Below are 21569 nucleotides of genomic sequence, written 5' to 3'. Positions count from 1 at the left end.
CCACGGACCCTCTTGCCAGACGAGAACGACATACCTACTGGTTCCCGTACATAGCGTCCACGTGCTCTCGACAGACCAATGTGAGAGGGGTCACCCTGTCACTCATCCACGCGGGGAGGCATGGATGGGCAGGAGCCGCAGAACGATTCCGGAGGAGCTTCTGCTGCTCGCTCTGGACCCGGCCACGGGTACCACAGCGCAGCCGCAGTCGCTCGACCTCGGTCTGGCCGGAGCACAGCTAGTGGAGCTGGCGCTGGCCGGACGTATAGCCCCGGACGGGGATCGTATCGCCGTGGTCGTACCACGGCCGACCGGAGATCCGACACTGGATTCCGCACTGGAGCTGCTGCGCAGACGCGGCGCGCCGGTGCGGGCCGTGCACTGGATCGGCGGGCCCCGGCTGGGGCTGCGCCAGACCTATCTCTCGCATCTGGAGCGGCGCGGCATGGTGCACGCCGTCGAAGGCCAGATGTGCGGGGTGCTGCCGACGACGCGCTACCAGGCGACGGAGACGGCGATCAGCCGGGAGATCAGAGCCCGGCTGGACAACGCGATCCGCACCGGCGTCCCGCCGGACCCGCGGACCGCGGCGCTCGCCGCACTGGCCCACGCGGTCGGTCTCGGCAAGCACCTGTACCCGGGGAACGAAGGGCGCTCCTCGCGCTCCCGCCTCCGGGACCTCATCAGGCACGACCCGATGGGCGGACTCGTGGCGCACGCCGTGATGGACGTCCAGAACGGCGCGGCGACCCCGCCGCGGCGCGGGGGTGCCACGGCGGTGCGCCCGGCCCACGGGCCACGCACCGCGGAACCGGCGGCCGGACCGGGGCACCACGTCCCGGGCCAGCCGCACCGCTCGACGATGGCCCGCGCCGCGGCCCACTGAGAGCGGCGACCGAACAGCAGGACCCCAGTGCGCCGTACCGCCACGCCCTCACGCGACCTGTCGCGTGAGGGCCCCTGAACCGGTCCGGGAGCCGCGAGGTGGCCGCGCGGGGTGGCGGGAGGACGTCCGGACGACGCCTCCGCCCGCCGCCCCGCGCGGCCGTGCGCGTGTGGGGCGGGGGCCCGCCGAGCCGGGCGCCGGACGGCCACGCTGGGCCACCGTACGGATACGGCATCGGCCGTTTCCCAGCGCTGGCCGGGCCGTTGGTGGCACTCTGCTGAACAGCAGATAAGCAGAACCCGCCAGGCCCTGCCCCGCAGGGCCCGCAGTCGGAGGTGCACGTATCCGTGGCGTCCAGCGTCAATCCCACCGTCAGGCGACGCCGCCTGGGTCAGGAGCTGCGAAGGCTCCGCGAACTCAAGGGCATGACCGCCGAGCAGGTCGCCGAACGCCTCCTGGTCTCGCAGTCGAAGATCAGCCGCCTGGAGAACGGCCGCCGCTCCATCAGCCAGCGCGACGTACGTGACCTCTGCGGCGTCTACGAGGTCGAGGACCACCGCATCGTCGACTCGCTGATGCAGATGGCCAAGGACTCGCGCCAGCAGGGCTGGTGGCACAGCTTCGGCGACATCCCGTACAGCGTCTACATCGGGCTGGAGACCGACGCCGCCTCGCTGCGCGCCTACGACCCGCAGGTGGTGCCGGGCCTGCTCCAGACCCGGCCGTACGCGGAGGCGCTCATCCAGGGCGCCATCCCGGAGATCAGCCCGGCCGACGCGGAGAAGCGCGTCCAGGTGCGGATGCGCCGCCAGGACCGGGTCTCCTCGCCGGACAACCCGCTGCGGCTGTGGACGGTGATGGACGAGGCGGCGCTGCACCGGGCGGTGGGCACGCCGAAGATCATGAAGGAGCAGTTGGAACATCTCGTGCAGATGTCGGAGCTGCCGCACGTGACCGTCCAGGTCATTCCGTTCACGACGGGCGCCCACCCGGGACTCAACGGGCAATACGCGATTCTGGAGTTCCCCGACTCCACCGATTCCAGCGTGGTCTACATCGAAGGCGTCACCAGCGATCTTTATCTGGAGAAGTCGAACGACGTACAGAAGTACAGCGTCATGTACGAACATCTGCGGGCTCAGGCGCTGAACCCGGAAGCCTCACGCGAGTACATCGCGAAGATGGCACGCGAGCACGGCGGCTGACCCTCGAACTCCACTCGCCGTTGATTTCACCCCCGTTTTCCGACCCCTTGTCCCGACGCCGTCCGGCAGGCGTGCTGCCGCCGGACGGCGTCGACGCGTTCGCGACGTCTTCGCAGGCGGGGGCGGGTGCGACGGGGGCGGGCGCGGCGGCCCTTTACGGTGGCCGGAATTACCCTGTCCGCAGAAACCCGGGTTTATTCCGCGGTATCGCTCAAATGCGCGCACCCGCTCGGTGTGCGCACGGACGATACACGTTCCTTCACTCACCCGGAGGTGAACCGGGTAATTTGCCTTCAGTCGGGTGATCGACTTCCGCTCGGGACGATGTCGGCGAGTAGCGTCAACGACGTCATCGGGACCGATGGCACCCGCCGGCCCACACGGCCGGCGCAACGGCACATCCACCGCCTGAACCGGAGCAATCATGGCTATTCACCAGGGTGCGACCACCGACTGGACCAAGTCCTCCTACTCCACCGGAAACGGTGCCTGCGTCGAGGTGAAGTCCCCCGTCGTGGCGTCCATCGCCGTGCGCGACTCGAAGGTCGCCCAGGGCCCGGCGATCGGCTTCGCCGCCAACTCCTGGAACGCCTTCGTCGCCGGGGTCGGCCGGGGGAACTTCGACCTCGTGTGACCCGACCGCACGCGGTGCGGCACCTACGGCCCTCTCGACTGGATCGCCGTCCCGGCCGAGGGGGCTTTCCCCTGCCGCCACCCGGCCGCCCTCCCTCCGGTCACGCACGCGGATACCGGGCGAGCCAGCCGGGCGAGGCGCCCTCGGGCCCGTGCAGGGCGGCGCCGTGGGTCATCTCCAGCGCGAAGTCGTCGGCCAGCTCCAGCACCGTGGCCCGGCCCTCCAGTTCGGCGAGCCAGGCGGGCGGCAGCGCCGTCTCGCCGTGCAGCGCGCCGAGCAGACCGCCGCAGACCGTGCCGACCGCCGGCGAGGGCCCGCCGTGGCGCACCGCCAGCCGCAGCCCGTGCGGGACGTCCTCGCAGACCAGGGCGGCGTACAGAGCGGCGGCCAGGACCCCTCCGGCCCCGCCGCCCCCGGCCAGCTCCTCGACCAGGGCGGTGTCGGGCGGGCCTTGGCGCACCCCGTGGACGGCGGCGCGCAGCGCCTCGCCGACCTCCTCGCCGCCGGGGCGCTCCGCGACGAGGGCCAGCACCCGGCCGGTTGCCGCCTCCAGCGCTTCGCCACGGGCCGCGCCGTGCACCAGCAGGGCGTACGCCCCGGCCGCGAGGCGGGCCGCCGGATGCCCGTGGCTCTGCGCGGCGGCCTCCAGGGCGAGTTGGAGGACGAGCTCCGGCTCCCAGCCGACCAGCAGCCCGAACGGCGCCGAGCGGGTCAACGCCCCCGGCCCGCGCTCGCCGGGATTGCGCACCGCCTCCAGGGTTCCCATCCCCCGGTCCCCGAACCCGGAGAGGCAACCGCGCTCCGGCCCGCGCCGGCTGTACAGCCATTCCTGCCGCGCCAGCCAGCCGTCGCCGGCGCGCCGTTCGTCGGGGCCCCAGTCGGACTGGGTGGCGGCCCAGCGCCGGTAGGCCAGGTGCAGGTCGGTCGGCGGGTGCCAGGCGCCGGTGTCGCGGCGTACCTGGGCGCGGATCAGGCCGTCCACGGTGAAGAGGCTGAGCTGCGTGTGGGCGGTGACGGCACCGCGCCGCCCGTACGCCTCCCCGGGCCCGTCGGGGCCTTCGTCGCCGCAGACCTCCCGTACGGCGCGGGGGTCGAGCCCGGCGAGCGGTGCTCCGAGGGCGTCGCCGAGGGCCGCGCCGAGCAGCGTCCCGCGCACCCGGCTCCGGAAGTCCTGCTGCTCGGTCCGCCCCCAGACGGGCCCGACGGCCGTGACCACAGCGCCCCTCCCGTCCTGCCGGTCCGCTTACGCCTCGTCCCGCACTGTAATTGACCGGCGGTGAGCGGATGGGGGCGAACGCGGTATGTGAACGGTCGTCCCGGTGGCGGAGTTTGAGCGGATGGGGGTGGGTCTGGGACCCCCACAGGGTCCGGTCGGGCCACCGGCCCGGCAGCCCCGCCGACGAGCGGCGAGGTGTCGTCGACCCGCGCGGCCCGGTCCCGCCACGGCCCGGGCCGCGGCCGGGGTGGGACCGCGGGGGAGCTGAGCGCCGCCCCGTGGCGCCCGGCTCCTCCGGCGCGGCGGGGTCGACGCCCGCCGACGGCGAGTCCTGCCTGCCCGCACGCGGGCGAGCGGCACCACCCGGAAGGCTGGCCTACTCTGACGGGAGCAGGTGGGCACAGGGCACTGAACAGGAAGGTCCGCCGCCATGGCACAGGACAGCGGCCCTCACCCGGGCGACTCCCGGGCGTCCCACGCTCCTGGCCGGGAGGCGGCGCGGCTGCTCGCGCTGGAGCAGGCGGGACTGTCGTCCGAGCCCGACCCCGGCATGGACCGCTTCGCCCGGGTGGCGGCTCAGCTCGTGGACGCCCCGGTGGCGCTGGTCGCGGTCGCCGGCGCCCAGCACCACGTCTTCCCCGGCATGACCGGTCTGGCGCCGCCCTGGCCCGAACGGCGCAGGACGGGGCTGTGCGCCGAGCTGGTGGAGGCCGGCCGGCTGATCGTGCGGGACGCCCGGACCGACCCCCGGATGCGGGGCCTGCCGGTGGTCGAGGAGCTGTCGATGGCCGGGTACGCGGGGCTGCCGCTGGTGGACGACGACGGGGTGGTGCTGGGCTCGCTCTGCGCCGTCGACCGACGGCCCCGGGAGTGGACCGACCGCGAGGTGCGGGCGCTGACCGATCTGGCGGAGGCGTGCGCGGCCGAGATCCGGCTGCGGATCGTCACCCACCGGGTCGAGGAGGCGCGCGGCGAGACGGCGGCGCTGCTGGCCCGCTCCGAGCTGGTGCTGCGCGCCTCCGAGGTGCTCGCCGACACCACCGGCGTCGACCAGGTGCGCCACCAGGTCGGCGACCTCATCACCAGCGACCTTCAGCCCTCCTTCGCCGGTCTCAGCCTGGCCCAGGAGCGCATCCCCTGGGACGCCGCCGAGGGCCGCTGGCCCGACGGCACCCCGCAGGACCCCGCGGTGGACCCGGTCGCCACGCCGTGGCCGACGGGCCGGGCCGCCCGCGAGAAGCGCGCCGTCGCCGTGCACGGCACCGAGGCGGTCCGCGCCGACTACGGGGACGAGGCGGCGGCGCGCTGGGGGCGGCTGGGGTTCGCCTCCATGGTGTGCGTACCGCTGGCGGGCACCCGGCGCGTCCTGGGCGCGCTCGCCGTCGCCTGGCGGACCCCGCACACACCGGACCTCGGTGAGCTGGCGGTGCTGACCGCCACCGCCGCCTACGCCGCCCGCGCCCTGGAACGCGCCCTCTTCGTCGACGAACAGATCGACGTGGCCCGCCAGTTGCAGGACGCCATGCTCACCGAACTGCCCTCGGTCGACGGGCTGGAGCTGGCCGCGCTGTACCGCCCGGCCGCCGCCCGGGACCGGGTGGGCGGCGACTGGTACGACGCGTACCGGCTGCCGCCCGCCGCCGAGGGGGCGGACGGACCGACGCTCGCGGCGACCATCGGCGACATCACCGGCCACGACATCCGCGCCGCGACCCTGATGGGCCAGGCCCGCAGCATGCTCCGCCAGGCCGACCACGACCATCCCGGAGCCGGACCCGCCGCGGCCGTCGAGGCCCTGCACCACTCCACGACCACCCTGGACCTCGGCCTCAGCGGCACCCTCGTCCACGCCCACCTCACCCCGGCCGCCGACGGCTGGCAGTTCACCTGGACCAACGCCGGACACCCGCCGCCGCTGCTCGCGGTGCCGGGCTCCCCCGCCCGCATGCTGACCGAGCACGACATGCTTCTCTACCCGGGGCTGGGCGAGGGCTGGCGGGAGCACCGGCGCACCCTGCCGCCGGGCAGCACGCTGCTGCTCTACACCGACGGCCTGGTGGAGCGCCCGGGCCAGGACATCGAGGCGGCCGTGGAGCGCCTGGGCGCCCTCCTGGCGGCCGGGGCGGACACCCCGTTGCGGCGACTGGCCGGTGAACTCGCCGTCAGCATGACCGGAGAGGACCCCGACGACGACGTGGCCCTCCTCGTCCTGCGCGTTCCCGCCCCGCGCCCCTGAACGTACGGGCCGACCAGCGAGAACCCTGTGGCCGGGCGGAGTTCGGGCTGCGTAGGCTCGCGCGCATGAAGCTGGAGATCACCACCCTGGCCGACCGCCCCGAGCTGGCCGCGGCGCTGGGCGACATGCCCGACACCTGGCCCCGGTTCGTCCTGGAGGACCTGGTCGGCTGGGCCAACTTCCCCCGGATCGCGGTGGAGTTCCCCGAGTACGTCCTGGTGGCCACGGACTCCGACGGAGTGGTGGTCGCCCGGGGCTACAGCGTGCCGTTCGCCCTCGACGCCCCCGGACGCGGCGAGCTGCCCGCCGGCGGCTGGGACCAGGAACTGCTGTGGGCCTTCTCGGACCTGCGGCACGGCCGTACGCCCGACACGGTCGGGGCCGTCGAGATCACCGTGGCCCGTGACCACCTGGGCAAGGGGCTGTCGGGCCGCATGGTCGAGGCGATGCGCGAGAACGCCCGCGCCCACGGCCACCGCGAACTCGTCGCCCCCGTCCGCCCCAGCGCCAAGCACCTGCGGCCGACCCTGCCGATGGCACGGTACGCGCGGCTGACCCGCGCCGAGGACGGCCTGCCCGAGGACCCGTGGCTGCGCGTCCACGTCCGCGCGGGCGGGGTCGTCGACTCGGTCGCGCCGGTGTCGATGACGGTCAGCGGCACTCTGGAGCAGTGGCGCGACTGGACCGGTCTGCCCTTCGACACCGAGGGCCCCGTCGAGGTCCCGGGCGCGCTGGTCCCGGTCCACTGCTCGCTCACCCACGGCTACGCGGTGTACGCCGAGCCCAACGTCTGGGTCCGCCACCGGCTCTGATCCGGTCGGCACGGGCGGCAGGCCCGGCACGCCGTCAGGTGCGTGCCGGGCCTGCCTGCCGATGGGCGGGTCAGGGGGCGGTGCCCCAGGTGAGGCCGGTGCCGAGGTGGAGGCCGATCCTCTCGTGGTCGGTGAGGGGGGTGGAGGTGGCGTGGCTGTGGTCGTCGTTCTCTTCGAAGCCGGACCAGTCGGCCTTGTTGGGGCGGAGCTGGGTCTCGCCGGTGGCGCCGCCGGGCTCGCCGCCGGGCAGCGGCGGATGGGCGTTGGCCAGCAGTTCCTGGAACTGGGCGGAGAACCAGTGCCCGGCGACCGGTGAGTCGGGCAGCGCGCCCGTCGGGCTGAAGCCGTTGCGGCCGTTGCCCTCGTAGGTCGGGTCGCACATCCGGTCGAAGCCCTTGCCCTCGTCGTTGTCGATCGGCTCGCTGCTGCCGTCCGACTCTCCCGGAGGCTTCGCCCAGACGTACGCGTCGATACCCGGCTCGGGTGCGGTCGCGGGGCGCTCCCCGACGCCGGCGCCGCTCTGGTTGCACCAGTTGCCCGCGTGGATGCGGCGGTCGGCCCGGCCGCCGTCCACGTAGGCGTCGACGCTGGTCGTCGGGCCGGGTCCGGTGGGCCGGTCGGCGCCGCCCCAGCCGTTGCGGGCGGTGTCGATGAGCATGCCGAGGCCGGAGTCGAAGCCCTGGCGCACCAGTTCCTCCCGCAGGGCCTGGGCGAAGGTCAGCTCGTCCATGTGGTAGTTCCAGTCGACCCACTTCGACTGGCGCACCGTGGTGCCGTTCACCGTGTCGGTGATCTTGAGGTGCGGCTCCTTGAGCACGGAGTAGTTGGCGGTGTTGACGATGAAGCCGTGCACGTCGTCGACGGTGGCGCCCTCGGTGGTCGCGGCCTTCTTGAACTGCTCGGCCGCCGGGACGAAGTTGGAGTCCCAGCCGAGCCAGCCGTGGTGGGCGGCGTCCACGTAGTTGTAGACGTTGGGGATGGCGCCGAGGGTGTGCAGGGCGTAGCCGACGCCCTTCTCGTAGTTCCCGTTCTCCTTCATCACGGCGCACTCGGGCGTGGAGCCGGCGGTGCCGCCCGCGTTGGTGACGAGGTTCGGCAGGGAGTCGGGCTCGATGAGGGCGACGATGCGCAGTTCGGCGTAGGCCGGGTCGTCGAGGATGTCGGCGATGGGGTCGATGTACTCGCTCTCGTAGCGGCCGATCTCGGTCGGGCCCAGCTCGCCGTTGGAGGCGAGGGCCGAGCAGTCGCGGCCCGGCAGGTCGTAGACGACCACCTGGAAGAGGTCGGCGCCCTGGTCGAGCGCCGTGTCCAAGTGTTCCTTGAGGCCGCGGGCGCCGGGGGTGCCCTCGATGGCGGCGATGCGGTCCATCCAGACGAAGGACGGCTCGTCCGCGATGACGCCCCCGCCTGGTTCGGCGGCGGCCTTGGCCGACCAGTCCGGGTTCACGTACGGGGTGGCGCCCACGTACGGGTTGTCCACCCGGGCGGCGGCCACCTCCCGCGCGTCGGCCGACGCGGCACCGGGGGCGGCGACCGCCAGGGAGGCCCCCAGGGCCAGGGCGGTCAGGGCGGCGGCCGTCCGCGCCCGAAGCGGGCGTCCGGCTCCGCCGGGCGGTCTCGTGCCTCTGCTTCTCGTGCTCATGCGGCTCCGTGCTCCTCTCGTACGCCTTCGGCAGCGCTGCCGGGGCGGAATCGGGGGTGCGGGTGGTGCTCGGAGAGCTTGGTGCTGAGGTGCGCGTGGTTCTTCCGGGAAGTGAACTGTGGGAGCGCTCCCAAGGTCTCGCTGTGACCAGTACCTGTCAATACTTCGCGCGGAGATCGCCCATACGGGCGGACCGGTCGGCGGGTCCGCCCGGGGCGGGAGGTGACCGTGGTGCGGGCGGGGTCAGTGGGGGCCGGGCTGCTCGGGCAGGCCCGCCTCCGGTACGCGTCCGGGGGCGTCGTCGCGGCGGGCGGTGCCCGGGGCGGTGCCCTCGGCCGGACCGGGGGCGGTGTGGGGCCGCGGCGGGTAGAAGCGGCGGGCCCAGCGCCGGAACGGCCCGATCGGGCCGTCGCCATGGGCCAGGCGGGGCGGCTGCAGGTACTGCTTGTGGTGCCAGATGGGGAAGTCGGCCGCCGTGAACGCGCAACTGGCCTGGAACACGGCCCGGTCCAGCACCCGCGTCGCCGTCCGGCTCACCGCGCGGGCGAGCGGGGCCGGCAGCCGGGCGGGCTCGTCGAAGGTGAGGCGGTTGAGCTGGCGGAGCTGCATCCGGTTCGGGCCGATCGCCGTCGGCAGCACCGTCGTGCACATGCGCAGGCCGATCCTGGGCGTGTGGACGTCGGCATGGAGGACGGCGAGGCCGTACCCCTCCACGTCGACGTCCACGGTGAAGTCCCCGAGCAGCGGCGCCGACTCGTGAGCCCGCATCGACAGCCGGAACCCGGCGCCGTCGTACCGCACCGGCCCGTCGATCTCCGCCCGCTTCCAGCCGTGCAAGGTCGCGAAGTGCCCGAGGTCGACCGAGTTCTCGATCACCTCCTGCGCGTTCCCCGCCAGCTCCCACGCTCCCGACCGGGCCGGCCGGTGCCCCACCACGTGCCACTCCGGGACGGTCCAGTCCGGCTCCCGCCCGTCGTGGTGCCGCCACACGAAGACGGCTCCGTTCACCTCGCACACCGGCAACTGCGCCAGTGGCGACCTGGGCGGCGCCGTGTCGTACCCCGTGCGCACGCAGGCCCCGTCGGGCCCGAACGCGAAGAGGTGAAAGGGGCACACCAGGTCGTCCCCTTCGACCTTGCCCAGACCGAGATGCGCCCCGAGGTGGGGGCAGTAGGGCTTGACGGCCCGCAGGGCTCCGGTCCCGAGCCGGTAGACCACGACGTCCTCGCCGGCGAGAGGCCGGGTCAGCACCTTCCCTCTCGCCAGCTCCGCGGAGAAGGCGACCGCCGCCCACCCGCTCGGGTAGGGCAGGGCGGCCGCTCCTGTGGCATCGGCCGGGGTGGGCCCCTCGCTGATGGCCCTCCGACGCTCCCGGGACAGTCCCACGCGCACCCCTCTCAGATCGACTTCCTGAAGAGGCTGCCCGAGGGGTCCGCGCATCCACCTGCGGGAGGGCGGATCACCCGAAGGGGGCATGGGTGTGGGGTGTGGGGTGTCGGGGCTCGGGGGGCCCTTCCCGATCTTCGGGGATCTCCCCCGCCGGCCCTGGAAAAACGGACCGACCACGGCCTTCCGCCCGACACCGAGACGACGGGTCACGGCACCCGCGTGGGAGCCGCGTACGGGCCACACCTGCGAAGGCCCCGCCCGGTCTCGACGCGCGACGTCGTCTCGGGCGGGGCCGCGCCCGCCGACAGGGGGCCGGGGGCGGTGGGTGGGGTGCGTCAGTTGGCCTCGGGGGTGGCGGCGTCCGGGCTGGGATACCAGTCGGTGACGGCGGACTCGCTCACGGTGTAGGTGTCCGGGAGCTTGACGAAGGCGGGGTCGGACTCGTCCTCGCCGATGACGATGTGCGCCGCGTCGACGTCCACCACGTCCTCGGCCCGGTTGGTGTTCGGAATGAGGGCGGCGTAGGCGGCCTTGGTGCCGGAGAGCTCGATCGAGTCCGGGGGCGTGAGCTTCATCAGTTCGGCCGGGTAGGGCTTGGTCCTCTCGGAGGAGTTGAAGATGACCAGGGGCGCCGTGTGGTCCAGCTGGCACATGAGGTGGTTCTGGGCCTTGGCCTTGATGATGAGGACGCCGCCGTCCTTGGCGGTGACGGAGTACTCCAGGTCTCCGGTGCGGCAGGTGTCACCGGGTTCCCGCGCGGGCTCGTCCTTGGACGAACCGCCCGAATCCTTCGAGGGCTTCGCGTCCCCGGGGGAGCTGTCGCCGGGAGCCTCGGCCCCGCCGGACGATTGCGCCGGGCTCTGCCCCTCGGCCGCTCTGTCGTCGGGGTCGCAGGCGGTGAGGCCGGCGGTCAGTGCCACCGTGGCGGAGAGGGCCAGGACCAGGCGGGTGGATCGGGCGGCGAGTTGCGCACGCATGGGAATCTCCATCGACTTACCGGGGTTCAGGGGCTCAGCGGTCGAAGCCGGTCGCCGAGCCCGGTTCAGAGGTCAGGGGGGCGGTTGCCGGTACCTGGTGTTCAGCGGCGACTGCGGCGCATGGGCAGCAGGTTGCCGCGCCGGTGGGCGGCGATGAGCATGGGCACCGCGAGCAGCAGGCTGACGATGACGGGCACGATCGACGCCTCCAGGCCGAAGTCGCCACCGGTCAGCAGGTCGGGGCCCGTCGGGGTGGTGGTCATCAGGCCCTGCGAGGCGTGGCCGGAGACGGGGATGCCGATCAGGCCCACGGTGGTGTTCCAGGCGAAGTGCAGGCCCACGGCGAACCAGATGTTGCGCTTCCACAGGAACGCGGCACCGAGCAGGACACCGGCCTCCAGGGCGATCGCGATCGAACTCCACAGCGTGGCACCCGGGTTGGCCAGGTGCAGGCCACCGAACAGCACCGCGGTGATCGTCAGCGCCGCCCAACTGCCGCACAGTTTCTCCAGCGCTTGGAGGGCGAGGCCCCGGAAGAGCAGTTCCTCGGTCACGGCGGCGCCGAGCGACATCGCGGCCATGCTCGCCACGATCGACAGGCCGTTACCGGGCCGTTCGTCGAACGAGAACTCGGTGAGGAGCATGAGCATCGACACGGTGATGAACCCGAAGCCGATCGCGAACCCGGACAACGTCTGGGTCACCGCCCCCGACTTCGCGATCTCCGGCATGTCCCGCCGGGCGACGTAGCGCATGACCGCCCAGTAGACGACGACCGCCACGGCCGCGCCCAGGACGGCGACCACCCCACCCGCGGAGGCCAGGCTGGACGCCAGGCCCACACCCACTATCCCGGTCAGCATCCAGCCGAGGGGAGACCGGAAGAAGCGGCCACCTCCCCGGCGTGTGGGCTGGAGAGACGCGGTGGGCGTCGTACTCATGGTGACCTCTCGTAGGGCGTCGGCCGCATGCCTCCCGCGACCTGCCCGGAACGCTACGAGAATGCCGACGTCCGCGAATCACCCCTGAGCGGACAGCCCGGGTAGCTCTCACGGGGGACACGGAGGGGGGACCGGACGCCGCCGGAGGCGGTGCGTTCACGGTGTGGCACCCGGGACCGCGCCGGCCTCACCTCACGTGACGGGGCGCCCGAAGGCGAGCCACTCCGTCGAGCGACGGCCCGCTCCACGTGGACGCCATCGAGGCCGAGTTCTCGGGGCAGGGCCTGGGGCCGGGCGAGGACGGGCCGGCGCTGACGGGAGGCGCGTCGGCGGGCTGAGCGGGCCGGGGCGCGGCCCGACCCGCGCCCGGGCCCGCCCGCTCACTCCGCCAGCGGCAGCAGCTCCGGCAGGTGCCCGTCGGACGCCTCGGCCGCCGCGACGCGCTCGGCCGGGACCTCGCCGTACAGGGTGGTGCGCGGCTTGGCGGGGCGGCCGGCGAGGGTGGCGATGGCACGCAGGTCCTCGATGGAGCGGTACGAGCCGTAACGCGAGCCCGCCATACGGGAGATGGTCTCCTCCATCAGAGTGCCGCCGAGGTCGTTGGCACCGGAGCGGAGCATCTCGGCGGCGCCTTCCGCGCCGAGCTTGACCCAGCTGGTCTGGATGTTGGTGATGTGCGGGTGGAGCAGCACGCGGGCCATCGCGGTGACGGCCCGGTTGTCGCGCGTGGTGGGGCCGGGGCGGGCGATGCCAGCGAGGTAGACGGGCGCGTTGGTGTGGATGAAGGGGAGCGTCACGAACTCGGTGAATCCGCCCGTCTCCTGCTGAATCCGGGCCAGCGTGCGGAAGTGGCCGAGCCAGTGGCGGGGCTGGTCCACGTGCCCGTACATCATGGTGGACGAGGAGCGCAGGCCCAGTTCGTGGGCGGTCCTGACGACCTCGATCCAGTCGGCGGCGGGCAGTTTGCCCTTGGTGAGGACCCAGCGGACCTCGTCGTCGAGGATCTCTGCGGCGGTGCCGGGGATCGAGTCGAGCCCGGCCTCCTTGGCGGCGGTGAGCCAGTCGCGGATGGACAGGCCGGTGCGGCTGGCGCCGTTGACGACCTCCATCGGCGAGAAGGCGTGCACGTGCATGCCGGGGACGCGTTCCTTGACCGCCCGCGCGATGTCGAAGTACGCCGTGCCGGGCAGGTCGGGGTGGATGCCGCCCTGCATGCAGACCTCGGTGGCGCCGACCTCCCACGCCTGGGCGGCGCGGTCGGCGACCTGGTCGAGGGAGAGGGTGTAGGCGTCGGCGTCGGTGCGGCGCTGGGCGAAGGCGCAGAAACGGCAGCCGGTGTAGCAGACGTTGGTGAAGTTGATGTTGCGCGTGACGATGTACGTGACGTCGTCGCCGACGGTGGCGCGGCGCAGGTCGTCGGCGATGCCGCAGAGCGCGTCGAGGGCCGGTCCTTCGGCGTGCAGCAGGGCGAGGGCCTGCTCGTCGCCGAGCCGGGTCGGGTCGTCGGCGGCCTGGGCGAGGGCTTCGCGGACGTCGCTGTCGATGCGCTGCGGGACCATCCCCGGGGCGGCCTGCTCGCGCAGGGCCTCCCAGTCGCCGTAGACGGCGTCGAAGTCGGCGCGGCGGTCGCCGGTGCGGCCCTCGGTGTCGATGGTCCGGTGCAGGTCGGTACGGCCGCTCGCGGTGAACCCCTCGTCGGGCTCCTGCCAGGGCAGCCCCTCGGGCCGGGCGTCCGCGCGGGCGAGGCCGGTGGCGGGGTCGGCCAGCGCGCGGACGTGCGGGAGCAGCCGCGGGTCGAGCCAGGGTTCGCCGCGGGCGATGAACTCCGGGTAGACGGTGAGGCGTTCGCGCAGCTCGAAGCCGGACTCGCGGGTGCGCGCGGCGAGCTGGTCGATGTGCGGCCAGGGGCGCTCGGGGTTGACGTGGTCCGGGGTGAGCGGGGAGACGCCGCCCCAGTCGTCGATGCCGGCGCCGACGATCAGCGCGTACTCGGCGTCGACCAGGTTCGGCGGGGCCTGGATGCGGGCGGCGGGGCCCAGGACGTGGCGGGCGACGGCGATGCAGGCGGCCAGCTCCTCCAGTTCGGCGTCGGGCATGGCGCGCATCGCGGTGTCGGGCTTGGCGCGGAAGTTCTGGACGATGACTTCCTGGATCGACTGGTACTGGCGCTGGATGCGCCGGAGCTGGAAGAGGGCGTCGGCGCGCTCCTCGTAGCTCTCGCCGATACCGATGAGGACACCGGTGGTGAAGGGGACGTTGGAGCGGCCGGCGTCCTCCAGGACGCGCAGGCGGACGGCGGGTTCCTTGTCGGGCGAGCCGTGGTGCGGGCCGCCCGGCTCGGACCACAGGCGCGTCGCGGTGGTCTCCAGCATCATGCCGAGCGAGGGCGCGACGGGCTTGAGCCGCTGGAGGTCGGTCCAGCTCATGACGCCCGGGTTGAGGTGCGGGAGCAGGCCCGTCTCCTCCAGGACCCGGATGGCCATGGCGCGGACGTAGGCGAGGGTGTCGTCGTACCCGTGGGCGTCGAGCCATTCGCGGGCCTCGGGCCAGCGGTCCTCGGGCCGGTCGCCGAGGGTGAACAGGGCTTCCTTGCAGCCGAGGGCGGCGCCCTGGCGGGCGATCTCCACCACCTCGTCGGGCGAGAGGTACATGCCGTGGCCCTCGCGGCGCAGCTTGCCGGGGACGGTCACGAAGGTGCAGTAGTGGCAGCGGTCCCGGCAGAGCCTGGTCAGCGGGATGAAGACCTTCTTGGAGTAGGTGATGACCCCCGGTCGCCCGGCGGCCTCCAGGCCCGCGTCGCGCACCCGCGCGGCCGAGGCCGAAAGGTCCCGCAACTGCTCGCCCCGCGCCTGGAGCAGCACCGCCGCCTCCGCGGTGTCCAGGGCGACTCCGTCCCGGGCCCGCTTGAGCGCTCGGCGCATGGCATTCTCGGTCGGCCGTACCGGCTGCGCATCAGTCATGCACGCAGCATACGAGCGGCGTACGGGGGAAGGGGCGGCCCGTTCAGTCGTTGACGGCGGTCAGCAGGACGACGGTGTCCTCCACGGCGAGCAGGCCGTGCCGCTCCTGCGGGATCGGGTGGAGCTGGCCGGAGCGCAGTTCGGTGTCGCCGGAGACGGTGGTGATGAGGACGATGCCGCGCAGCACCTGGAGGGAGGCGGCCGGGGGCGCGTTGTGTTCGTCCAGGCGGGTTCCGGCGGTCAGCGCGATGAGGCTCTGGCGCAGGCAGTCCTCGTGCAGGAGGAGGTGGGCGCTGCGCCCGTGCGGGTCGGCGTGGGCCGCGGTGGCGTGCTCGTCCGCGAGGGCGTTGAGGTCGTCCATGGGGCCACTGTGCCCCAGCCTCGACGCCCTCGCGATCCGAGGCCGTCACCGGTGGGAGACGGCCTCGACGGCGGCCTCGGCCTCGGCCCGCTCCAGGAAGGCGAGGCGGGCCCGCTTCTCGGGCTTGTCGATCTCCGGGCCGAGGACGAAGCCGACCCGGCGCACCCGCTCGACGGCCTTGGCGTTGCGCGCGTCGGGCTCGACGACGATCCGGCGGCGGGCGGGGTCGGTGAGGACGTAGGAGAGCAGCGCCCCGATCAGGCCGCTGCTGAAGCCGGAGACGGGCCGGCTGCCGTGGGCGGGGCCGATCAGCAGGTGGACGCCGTAGTCGCCGGGCCGGACGTCGTAGCACGCGCCGAGCGGGTCGGCCTCGGGCTCGTACGTCTGGAAGAGGGCGGCGGGGCGCCCGCCGAGGACGGCGAGGAAGGCGTGGTGGGTGGTGAGGCCGTCGAGGAAGGTGTACGTCTCGTGGACCTGCTCGCGGGTGAGGCCGTTCATGCCCCAGAACCGGGCGCGTTCCTCGGTGACCCAGGCGTACAGCAGGTCGAGGTCGGCGTCGGGGTCGACGGGGACGAGGCGGACCTCGCCGATGCCCTCCACGTGGTGGCGGTGGACGGGGGTGCGGTCGCCGGGGGCGGGGCTGGGGGTGCTCATCGGGCGGGGCTCCTGTCGGACGGGACGGGGACGCGTCGCAGCCGGGCGAAGTCGGTGACGACGGGGACCAGGCCGCCCTCGCGCCACCGGGGCAGCTGGTCGCGGGCGTGCGGGTCGCCGGGGACGCCCGAGGCGCCGAAGGGGACGGCCCAGAGGCTGTCGTCGCGGCGGGCGAGGTCCCAGACGTAGCGGGCGGCGGGGCCGCGCGCGAAGAGGTGGGTGATGCCGGGGAGGCTGGAGGTGGACAGCACGCAGTCGTGGTCGCCGCCGACCGGGGGCCCCTGTTCGCCGGAGGCCACCGCCTGCCAGGGCGCGAGCTTGTGCAGCGTGCCCCACGGCTGCCCGGTGTCCTCCCCCGCTGCGGTCTCCAGGGCCCGGGCGACCAGCGAGAGCCGGTCCGCCTCGGGCACGGGCCCCCCGGTGAGCAGCGATTCGAGGGCGTACGCGATCCGGGCGGTGGCGGACAGCCAGGGCCGGAAGACCGTCGGGTAGCCGTCGGCGCGGGCGGGCCCGGCGGGGCCGGTCAGCTCGGCGAGCGCCGGATGGGCGGCGAGCCGCCGGACGACCTCGGCGCGCAGGCCCGCGTACCGGGCGGCGTCCACCGAGTCGGCGGCCATGTGCCGGTCCCAGGCGAGCAGCCGCTCCCGCAGGCGGCGGGCGGGGACGCCGAGCGGGGCCGGGTCGAGGCGGTCGAGGAGGGCCAGCAGCGGCCGGGCGGAGGCGAGGTACGTGTCCGTGTGCACCTGCGCCATCTCCCCCGCCCGCCAGCCGGTGCGGGCGGTGAGCAGGGCCCGGATGCGGTCGGCGCGGTAGGGCGGGGCGAACTCGGTGCCGAGCGGGGCGGCGAGCCCGCGCTCGTTGGCCATCACGGCGAGCCGCGGGTCGGCCCAGGTCGCGACGGGCGCCTCGGGCAGCGGTTCCGGCTCCTCCCGCCAGGCGTGGCCGGCGGCCCAGGCGGGGACGGGGCCGAGCCGGTTGGCGGCCGGGCGGCGCGGGACGTACCCGGCGACGCGGTGCAGCAGGCCGCCCTCGGTGTCGGCGGCGAGCAGGACGTTGACCGGCTCGATCCAGTGGTCGACGGCGGCCGACACGTCGGCGACCGTCCGCGCGGTGAGCAGCGCGGGCAGCGTCTCGAACCCCAGGCGCCCGGAGACGCGCGGGTGGTGGCGGAGCGCCAGCGCGTTGGCGGGTTCCGCCTCGCCCTCCTCGCCGGGCAGCGGCCCGGCGTCCGGCCCGCCCACGACCACGGTCCCGCGCGGCGTCTCCACCACCTCCACGCTCACCGGCCCCCCGCCCGCGACCGCGTACGTCTCGGTGTGCGCCGCGACCTCCTCCCAGCCGCCGGGCCCGTACGCCTCGACGCCGCCGCCGGTGCGCCGCAGCCGCTCCCGGTACAGGTCCTGGTAGTCCGCCATGGCGTTGGTGATGGCCCAGGCGACGTGCCCGGTGTGGCCGAAGTGGGCGAGGCCCGGTACGCCGGGGACGGCGAGCCCGACCACGTCCCCGGCCCCCGCCACGAGGTGGATCTGCTGGTAGACCCCGGGGTCCTCGATGAAGCGGTGCGGGTCGCCGGCGAGGAGCGCGGCACCGCTGGCCGTACGGTCGCCGGTGACCAGCCAGCCGTTGCTGCCGGCCGTGCCGGGCCCGTCGGTGGCGAAGAGCGGTACGGCGTCGGCGCCGAGCCGGCGGGTCAGTTCGCCGCGCCAGAGCTTGGCGGGGAACCCCGCGAAGAGCAGATGGGTGGAGAGCCACACCCCCAGCGGCATCCACGGCTCCCACGGGCCGGGCGTACTCCCGGTCCGCGCGAACTCGGGCGCCCCGTGATGCGCCCCGTCCGCGAACGCGTCGGTGACCCCGGCGGCGTACGCGGCGACCCAGGCGGCCGTGTCCGTGTCCAGCCGCCCGTAACACCGGCGGGCGGTGTCCGCGAGCCGCGTGCGGCGGGCGAGGCCGTCCCAGTCGGCCGAGTCGGCGCCGAGGAAGGCGGCGCTGGTGCCGAGCACCCGGCGCCGCTCGACGTGGAGCTGCCAGGCCCGGTCGAGCGCGGTCACATACCCCTGGGCGTACGCCAGTTCCCGCGCCCCGCCCGCGCGGACGTGCGGGATGCCCCAGTCGTCCCGGAACAGCTCGAAGACGGGCCGCCCCCCGTCCTCCCCCGCGCTCGCACCGCTCTCGGCTCTCATCCGTGTCGTCACTCCTCGCCCGTCACCAGGCATCGCCGTGCCGCCAGGTGCGTGCCCTGCCGCCGGTCGCCCGGCTCCCCCGCGCCGTCCCCCAGCCTCCACACCCGCCGAAGATTTAGGTTAGCCTAACCTAAAGTCCCCCTCGGGGAGGGAGCCGCCACGGGCCACCGCCGGGAAGGCGTCGCCACCCCGGCCACCGTCCGGTCCGAGACCCTGGGCGGGACGGCCCCCGCCCCTCAGCCCCCTCTCCTTCCGCACCGCCCCCACCCGCCACACGGTCGGCCCCGCAAACGCGCCGGCGCCCACCTCACGGAAGCCGCGAAGTCCGCTCTCCCCGCCTCCCCCTCGGACGCCCGCCTCCGGACAGGCACCGACGCCCACACCTCCCGCACCCGGCGTGCCGGGCACGAGGAACCGGGGGCGGCCGAGGAGAGGGTGAGCGCGCCGGGTAGGCGGCCGTAGGCCGGTTCAGCGCTGCCGCCGCCCGTGCCGTATCCACTCCCAGCGCAGGACGCAGACCACGAAGGGCGCCACCAGGGCGGTGAGCGCCCACAGGCCGACGCTCGCCGGGGAGTGGACGACGGGGTGCCAGGCCGTCGGCAGCGGCGACGGCGCGAGCAGCGCGACCAGCAGCACCGCCCAGGCCGCCGCGAGCGCTCCCACCAGGCGCGGGAACCACATGGCCGCGCCCCCTCCCCCTACGGGGCCCCCTGGGAGTCAACACCGACCACCGAGCCCAGGATCAACTCCCGATGCGAGGCGATCAGCCCCTCCGGCAGTTCGTCCACCGGGAACCACCCCGCGTCCAGGATCTCGCGCGGGTCCAGACGTGGCGTGCCCCCGGTGAAGCGGGCCTCGTAGGCGGCCTCGACGCGGAGACGGTAGCCGCTGGTGAGGCGGACCAGGGGGCCGGGGGTCACGTCGAGGTTCGTCTCCTCCTTGACCTCGCGGACGACGGTCTGCTCGAAGGTCTCGCCACGGCGGGCGTAGCCGGTGGGCAGGCCCCAGGGGGTGTCCTTGCGCCACAGGCGGTGGTGGAGGAGGAGGACGCGGCCCTCGTCGTCGCGGACCACGCCGGTGACGCCGACCATGAAGGTGGCGTGCGCCAGCCACATGAGGCGCCATTGCACGGGGCCGCGCAGCCGGTGCCAGAGCGCGCCGATGAAACGGTTGACCATGTCCGCACCTCGTCCTTCGCCGCCGCAGGCCGTCACCGGCAGCGTACGAGGCCCCGGCGGCGGGCGGCGGCGCGGCGCGGGGGCGGCCGGGAGCAGGGGGGCGGACAGCGGGCGGTACGCCCCCGGCACGCTCGCCGCGGGGCCGGCGGCGGCCGGGCTGACGGTGCGGGAGGCGTACGGGGATGCGATGGGCGCGCCCCGTACGCGCCGGGCCGCACTTCGCGGTGGGGACGGGCGGGTGCCGACGCCCTGCCCGGCGCCCGCCCCGGCCTCACCCCACCTCGAACCCCATCGCCACCGCGATGCCGATCGCCTGCGCCGGGTCGATCCGGGCCCCGGCCAGCGCGGTGCGGTCCAGGGTGTGGGCGTCCAGGGCGGTGAGGTCGGAGCCGCGCAGGTCGGCGCCGGTGAGGCTGACTCCGGCGAGGAGGGCGCCGGAGAGATCGGTGCCGGTGACCTGGGCCTCGTCCAGGCGGGCGCCGCGCAGGTCCGCCTCGCGCATGCGGACCCCGTCGAGGGTGGACTTGCGCAGGTCGGCGCGGGGGAACGCGGTGAACGACCAGTCGCCACCGGTCACTTCCAGGAGCTGGAAGGAACAGGCGTCGAAGGTGGAGCCGACGGCCTTGCACTGGTCGAGGCGGGCGTCGAAGAAGGAGCAGCGGCGGAATACGCAGTGGGTGAAGGCGGTGGCGGCGAGACGGGCGACGTTGAAACGGACGCCGGAGAAGGTGCAGCGGTCGAAGCGGGCGCCGCTGCCGGTGGTCTCCGACCAGTCCGTGTCGTAGAAGTCGCAGGCCGTGTAGGTGAGGCCGGTGAGGTCGCGGCCGTACCAGTCGTCGCCGCGCAGGGTCTCGCCGGTGACGGGCGAGGGCGCGGCGGCGGGGTCGGCGGGCCGGCCGTGGGGGGTCGGGTCGTCAGGTGCGGGCATGAGGCCGATTGAACACCCCGGCACCGACGGCGCCCGCCCGGCCCGGCACGTGGCCCGCCGGGACCGCCCTACCGCAGCAGCGCCCCGGCGCCGTCCGGAACCTGATGGGGCGTGGGGATCTCCGAGAACTCCGCCCCGGCCGCCACCGCAGACCTCAGCAGCAGCGCCCCGGCCTGTCCGGCGAAGGCGGTCGGGTCGCCGTCCAGGGCGGGGGCCTGAGTGGCCAGCGCGCGCGGGTCGGCGGCGGAGGCGTACAGCCGGGGGTCGTGGTCGCGGTCGGCGGCGAGGAGGAGGGCGGTGGCGCGGCCCCGGGCGAAAGCACCGGCGGTGGCGGTGACGCCCTCGGCGGCACGGTGGCGGGCCAGGTCGCCGCGGAACCGCTCCAGGGCGGCGCGGTGGTGGGCGGTGGCCGCGTCGCGCAGGGCGGCGTCGACACTGCGGCGCAGGGCGGCGAGGGCCGCGGGGTCGCCGGCGCTGGGGCGACCGCCGGTGATCAGGACCAGGTCGGGCGGGACGTCGCCGGGGGCCGAGAAGGCGGGCGAGACCCGGTCGCGGAGCGATTCGAGGGCGCCGGCGTCACCGGTGACCACGACCATGCGGGCCCCGACCTCGCGGACCGCCGCCAGCACGTCGCGCGCGACCTGGTCGGCGATGTCGGCCCAGGCGCCCTCGCGGCGGCGCCGGGTGACGCCGGTGACGGGCCCGTCGGCCAGCAGCCCGGCCACGTGCAGGGTGGTGCCGTGGAAGGTACGGCGGGTGTCGGGCTGTTCGGCGCTGACCGGGAAGGCGTCGACGTCGGCGCCGTACCCGTCCACGGCCACGACGACGTGCGGCAGTTGGTGGTCGAGGTCGATGACGAGGGCCAGCGCGTCGGGGACCGGCAGCAGCGAGGCGTGGTCGCGCGAGGGCGGCGCGGCGAGGGTGTGCACACCGAGCAGCCGGCCGTCGGCGGCGAAGACCGACTCGCCCTGCGGCCCCGGCAGGTCGGGGACGCCGCCGACCGCCTTGTCGAGGACGGTCAGGGTCGCCTCGTCGCAGCCGTGCTCGGCCAGGCCCTCGCGCAGGGCGCGCCAGCGGTGCTCGATGCGGGTGGCGCGGAGCCGGTCGTCGTGGGTGGTGTCGAGGTGGACGGAGGCGACGGGCGCCCCCAGGCTCTCGGCACTTTCGTAGAGGGATGCGACGGAACGCAGATCCATGACGTCGGGGGCCGGCCCCCTCCACCTCCAGCTCACACCGGTCCAGCGCGGACAGGATGCCCTTTTTAACACGATGGAGACGATTTGCCGGGCGGGGTGCGCCGCCCGGCCCGTCGGCCCACGGATGCCCGATCCGTACGGGGCGCGCGGGCGGGCCCTGTGAGAGCTGCC

Annotated in this window: 17 protein-coding genes and 1 pseudogene; 5 read left to right on the top strand and 13 right to left on the bottom strand. The window is 74.5% G+C overall.

Going from position 1 to position 21569, the window contains the following annotated elements; translation table 11 throughout:
* Positions 1-124 precede the first annotated feature (124 nt).
* From ACSLIC_RS15880 to ACSLIC_RS15870, 3 genes are all read left to right on the top strand, one after another.
* A complete protein-coding gene (locus ACSLIC_RS15880; RefSeq protein ID WP_436738352.1) occupies positions 125-886 on the top strand; it encodes a GOLPH3/VPS74 family protein in 762 nt (253 codons plus the stop codon).
* 347 nt (positions 887-1233) lie between these two features.
* Positions 1234-2091 carry a helix-turn-helix domain-containing protein gene (locus ACSLIC_RS15875; RefSeq protein ID WP_436738351.1) on the top strand — a complete coding sequence of 286 codons (858 nt, stop codon included), beginning with the start codon at positions 1234-1236 and terminating at the stop codon, positions 2089-2091.
* Between the two features lie 424 nt (positions 2092-2515).
* The gene (locus ACSLIC_RS15870) at positions 2516-2725 is read left to right on the top strand and encodes a DUF397 domain-containing protein (RefSeq protein ID WP_030697854.1); all 210 of its coding nucleotides are present in this window, start codon (positions 2516-2518) and stop codon (positions 2723-2725) included.
* 100 nt (positions 2726-2825) lie between these two features.
* Here the strand turns inward: ACSLIC_RS15870 and ACSLIC_RS15865 are convergent, their stop codons facing one another.
* Positions 2826-3941 carry an ADP-ribosylglycohydrolase family protein gene (locus ACSLIC_RS15865; protein ID WP_436738350.1) on the bottom strand — a complete coding sequence of 372 codons (1116 nt, stop codon included), beginning with the start codon at positions 3939-3941 and terminating at the stop codon, positions 2826-2828.
* A 430-nt stretch (positions 3942-4371) separates the two neighbouring features.
* Between ACSLIC_RS15865 and ACSLIC_RS15860 the strand changes: the two genes are divergently transcribed.
* Positions 4372-6177: a SpoIIE family protein phosphatase gene (locus tag ACSLIC_RS15860; protein ID WP_436738349.1), complete on the top strand. Its 1806-nt coding sequence runs from the start codon at positions 4372-4374 to the stop codon at positions 6175-6177.
* A 65-nt stretch (positions 6178-6242) separates the two neighbouring features.
* Entirely contained in the window at positions 6243-6989 is a 747-nt protein-coding gene (locus tag ACSLIC_RS15855; protein WP_436740383.1) for an N-acetyltransferase, read from the top strand.
* Positions 6990-7139: 150 nt separating this feature from the next.
* Here ACSLIC_RS15855 and ACSLIC_RS15850 read toward each other — a convergent pair.
* The 12 genes and pseudogenes from ACSLIC_RS15850 to ACSLIC_RS15795 all read right to left on the bottom strand — a co-directional run.
* Positions 7140-8631, bottom strand: a pseudogene (locus tag ACSLIC_RS15850) (glycoside hydrolase family 6 protein); the annotation flags it as partial.
* Positions 8632-8874: 243 nt separating this feature from the next.
* Positions 8875-10017, bottom strand: a complete 1143-nt coding sequence (locus tag ACSLIC_RS15845; RefSeq protein WP_436738348.1) for a Rieske 2Fe-2S domain-containing protein — start codon at positions 10015-10017, stop codon at positions 8875-8877.
* 338 nt (positions 10018-10355) lie between these two features.
* Positions 10356-10997, bottom strand: coding sequence for a hypothetical protein (locus tag ACSLIC_RS15840; protein WP_436738347.1), 642 nt, complete (start codon positions 10995-10997; stop codon positions 10356-10358).
* A gap of 101 nt (positions 10998-11098) precedes the next feature.
* Positions 11099-11860: a CPBP family intramembrane glutamic endopeptidase gene (locus tag ACSLIC_RS15835; protein ID WP_436738346.1), complete on the bottom strand. Its 762-nt coding sequence runs from the start codon at positions 11858-11860 to the stop codon at positions 11099-11101.
* A gap of 458 nt (positions 11861-12318) precedes the next feature.
* Entirely contained in the window at positions 12319-14898 is a 2580-nt protein-coding gene (locus tag ACSLIC_RS15830) for a bifunctional FO biosynthesis protein CofGH (RefSeq protein WP_436738345.1), read from the bottom strand.
* A gap of 43 nt (positions 14899-14941) precedes the next feature.
* The gene (locus tag ACSLIC_RS15825) at positions 14942-15259 is read right to left on the bottom strand and encodes a cupin (RefSeq protein WP_436738344.1); all 318 of its coding nucleotides are present in this window, start codon (positions 15257-15259) and stop codon (positions 14942-14944) included.
* Between the two features lie 45 nt (positions 15260-15304).
* A complete protein-coding gene (locus ACSLIC_RS15820; RefSeq protein ID WP_436738343.1) occupies positions 15305-15913 on the bottom strand; it encodes a GNAT family N-acetyltransferase in 609 nt (202 codons plus the stop codon).
* Positions 15910-18096 carry a penicillin acylase family protein gene (locus ACSLIC_RS15815; protein ID WP_436738342.1) on the bottom strand — a complete coding sequence of 729 codons (2187 nt, stop codon included), beginning with the start codon at positions 18094-18096 and terminating at the stop codon, positions 15910-15912. The genes ACSLIC_RS15820 and ACSLIC_RS15815 overlap by 4 nt, the downstream gene beginning before the upstream one ends.
* 468 nt (positions 18097-18564) lie before the next feature.
* Positions 18565-18777: a hypothetical protein gene (locus ACSLIC_RS15810; RefSeq protein ID WP_436738341.1), complete on the bottom strand. Its 213-nt coding sequence runs from the start codon at positions 18775-18777 to the stop codon at positions 18565-18567.
* 17 nt (positions 18778-18794) lie between these two features.
* Positions 18795-19274, bottom strand: coding sequence for an NUDIX domain-containing protein (locus ACSLIC_RS15805; protein WP_436738340.1), 480 nt, complete (start codon positions 19272-19274; stop codon positions 18795-18797).
* Positions 19275-19545: 271 nt separating this feature from the next.
* The gene (locus ACSLIC_RS15800; RefSeq protein ID WP_436738339.1) at positions 19546-20202 is read right to left on the bottom strand and encodes a pentapeptide repeat-containing protein; all 657 of its coding nucleotides are present in this window, start codon (positions 20200-20202) and stop codon (positions 19546-19548) included.
* Positions 20203-20270: 68 nt separating this feature from the next.
* Positions 20271-21398: a hypothetical protein gene (locus tag ACSLIC_RS15795; RefSeq protein WP_436738338.1), complete on the bottom strand. Its 1128-nt coding sequence runs from the start codon at positions 21396-21398 to the stop codon at positions 20271-20273.
* Positions 21399-21569 lie beyond the last annotated feature (171 nt).

This window comes from Streptomyces sp. BBFR102 (assembly GCF_051397025.1).
Lineage (GTDB): Bacteria > Actinomycetota > Actinomycetes > Streptomycetales > Streptomycetaceae > Streptomyces.
Note: the sequence above shows the minus strand (reverse complement) of the source record. Positions and strands in the feature narration are given on the sequence as shown.

What these genes read in the sequence shown, in the direction of transcription:
- ACSLIC_RS15870 (WP_030697854.1), top strand. Translation starts at nt 2,516, where the DNA reads ATGGCTATTCACCAGGGTGCGACCACCGACTGGACCAAGTCCTCCTAC.
- ACSLIC_RS15795 (WP_436738338.1), bottom strand. Translation starts at nt 21,398, where the DNA reads ATGGATCTGCGTTCCGTCGCATCCCTCTACGAAAGTGCCGAGAGCCTG.
- ACSLIC_RS15820 (WP_436738343.1), bottom strand. Translation starts at nt 15,913, where the DNA reads ATGAGCACCCCCAGCCCCGCCCCCGGCGACCGCACCCCCGTCCACCGC.
- ACSLIC_RS15805 (WP_436738340.1), bottom strand. Translation starts at nt 19,274, where the DNA reads ATGGTCAACCGTTTCATCGGCGCGCTCTGGCACCGGCTGCGCGGCCCC.
- ACSLIC_RS15800 (WP_436738339.1), bottom strand. Translation starts at nt 20,202, where the DNA reads ATGCCCGCACCTGACGACCCGACCCCCCACGGCCGGCCCGCCGACCCC.
- ACSLIC_RS15830 (WP_436738345.1), bottom strand. Translation starts at nt 14,898, where the DNA reads ATGACTGATGCGCAGCCGGTACGGCCGACCGAGAATGCCATGCGCCGA.
- ACSLIC_RS15880 (WP_436738352.1), top strand. Translation starts at nt 125, where the DNA reads ATGGGCAGGAGCCGCAGAACGATTCCGGAGGAGCTTCTGCTGCTCGCT.
- ACSLIC_RS15840 (WP_436738347.1), bottom strand. Translation starts at nt 10,997, where the DNA reads ATGCGTGCGCAACTCGCCGCCCGATCCACCCGCCTGGTCCTGGCCCTC.
- ACSLIC_RS15825 (WP_436738344.1), bottom strand. Translation starts at nt 15,259, where the DNA reads ATGGACGACCTCAACGCCCTCGCGGACGAGCACGCCACCGCGGCCCAC.
- ACSLIC_RS15815 (WP_436738342.1), bottom strand. Translation starts at nt 18,096, where the DNA reads ATGAGAGCCGAGAGCGGTGCGAGCGCGGGGGAGGACGGGGGGCGGCCC.
- ACSLIC_RS15855 (WP_436740383.1), top strand. Translation starts at nt 6,243, where the DNA reads ATGAAGCTGGAGATCACCACCCTGGCCGACCGCCCCGAGCTGGCCGCG.
- ACSLIC_RS15860 (WP_436738349.1), top strand. Translation starts at nt 4,372, where the DNA reads ATGGCACAGGACAGCGGCCCTCACCCGGGCGACTCCCGGGCGTCCCAC.
- ACSLIC_RS15835 (WP_436738346.1), bottom strand. Translation starts at nt 11,860, where the DNA reads ATGCTGACCGGGATAGTGGGTGTGGGCCTGGCGTCCAGCCTGGCCTCC.
- ACSLIC_RS15810 (WP_436738341.1), bottom strand. Translation starts at nt 18,777, where the DNA reads ATGTGGTTCCCGCGCCTGGTGGGAGCGCTCGCGGCGGCCTGGGCGGTG.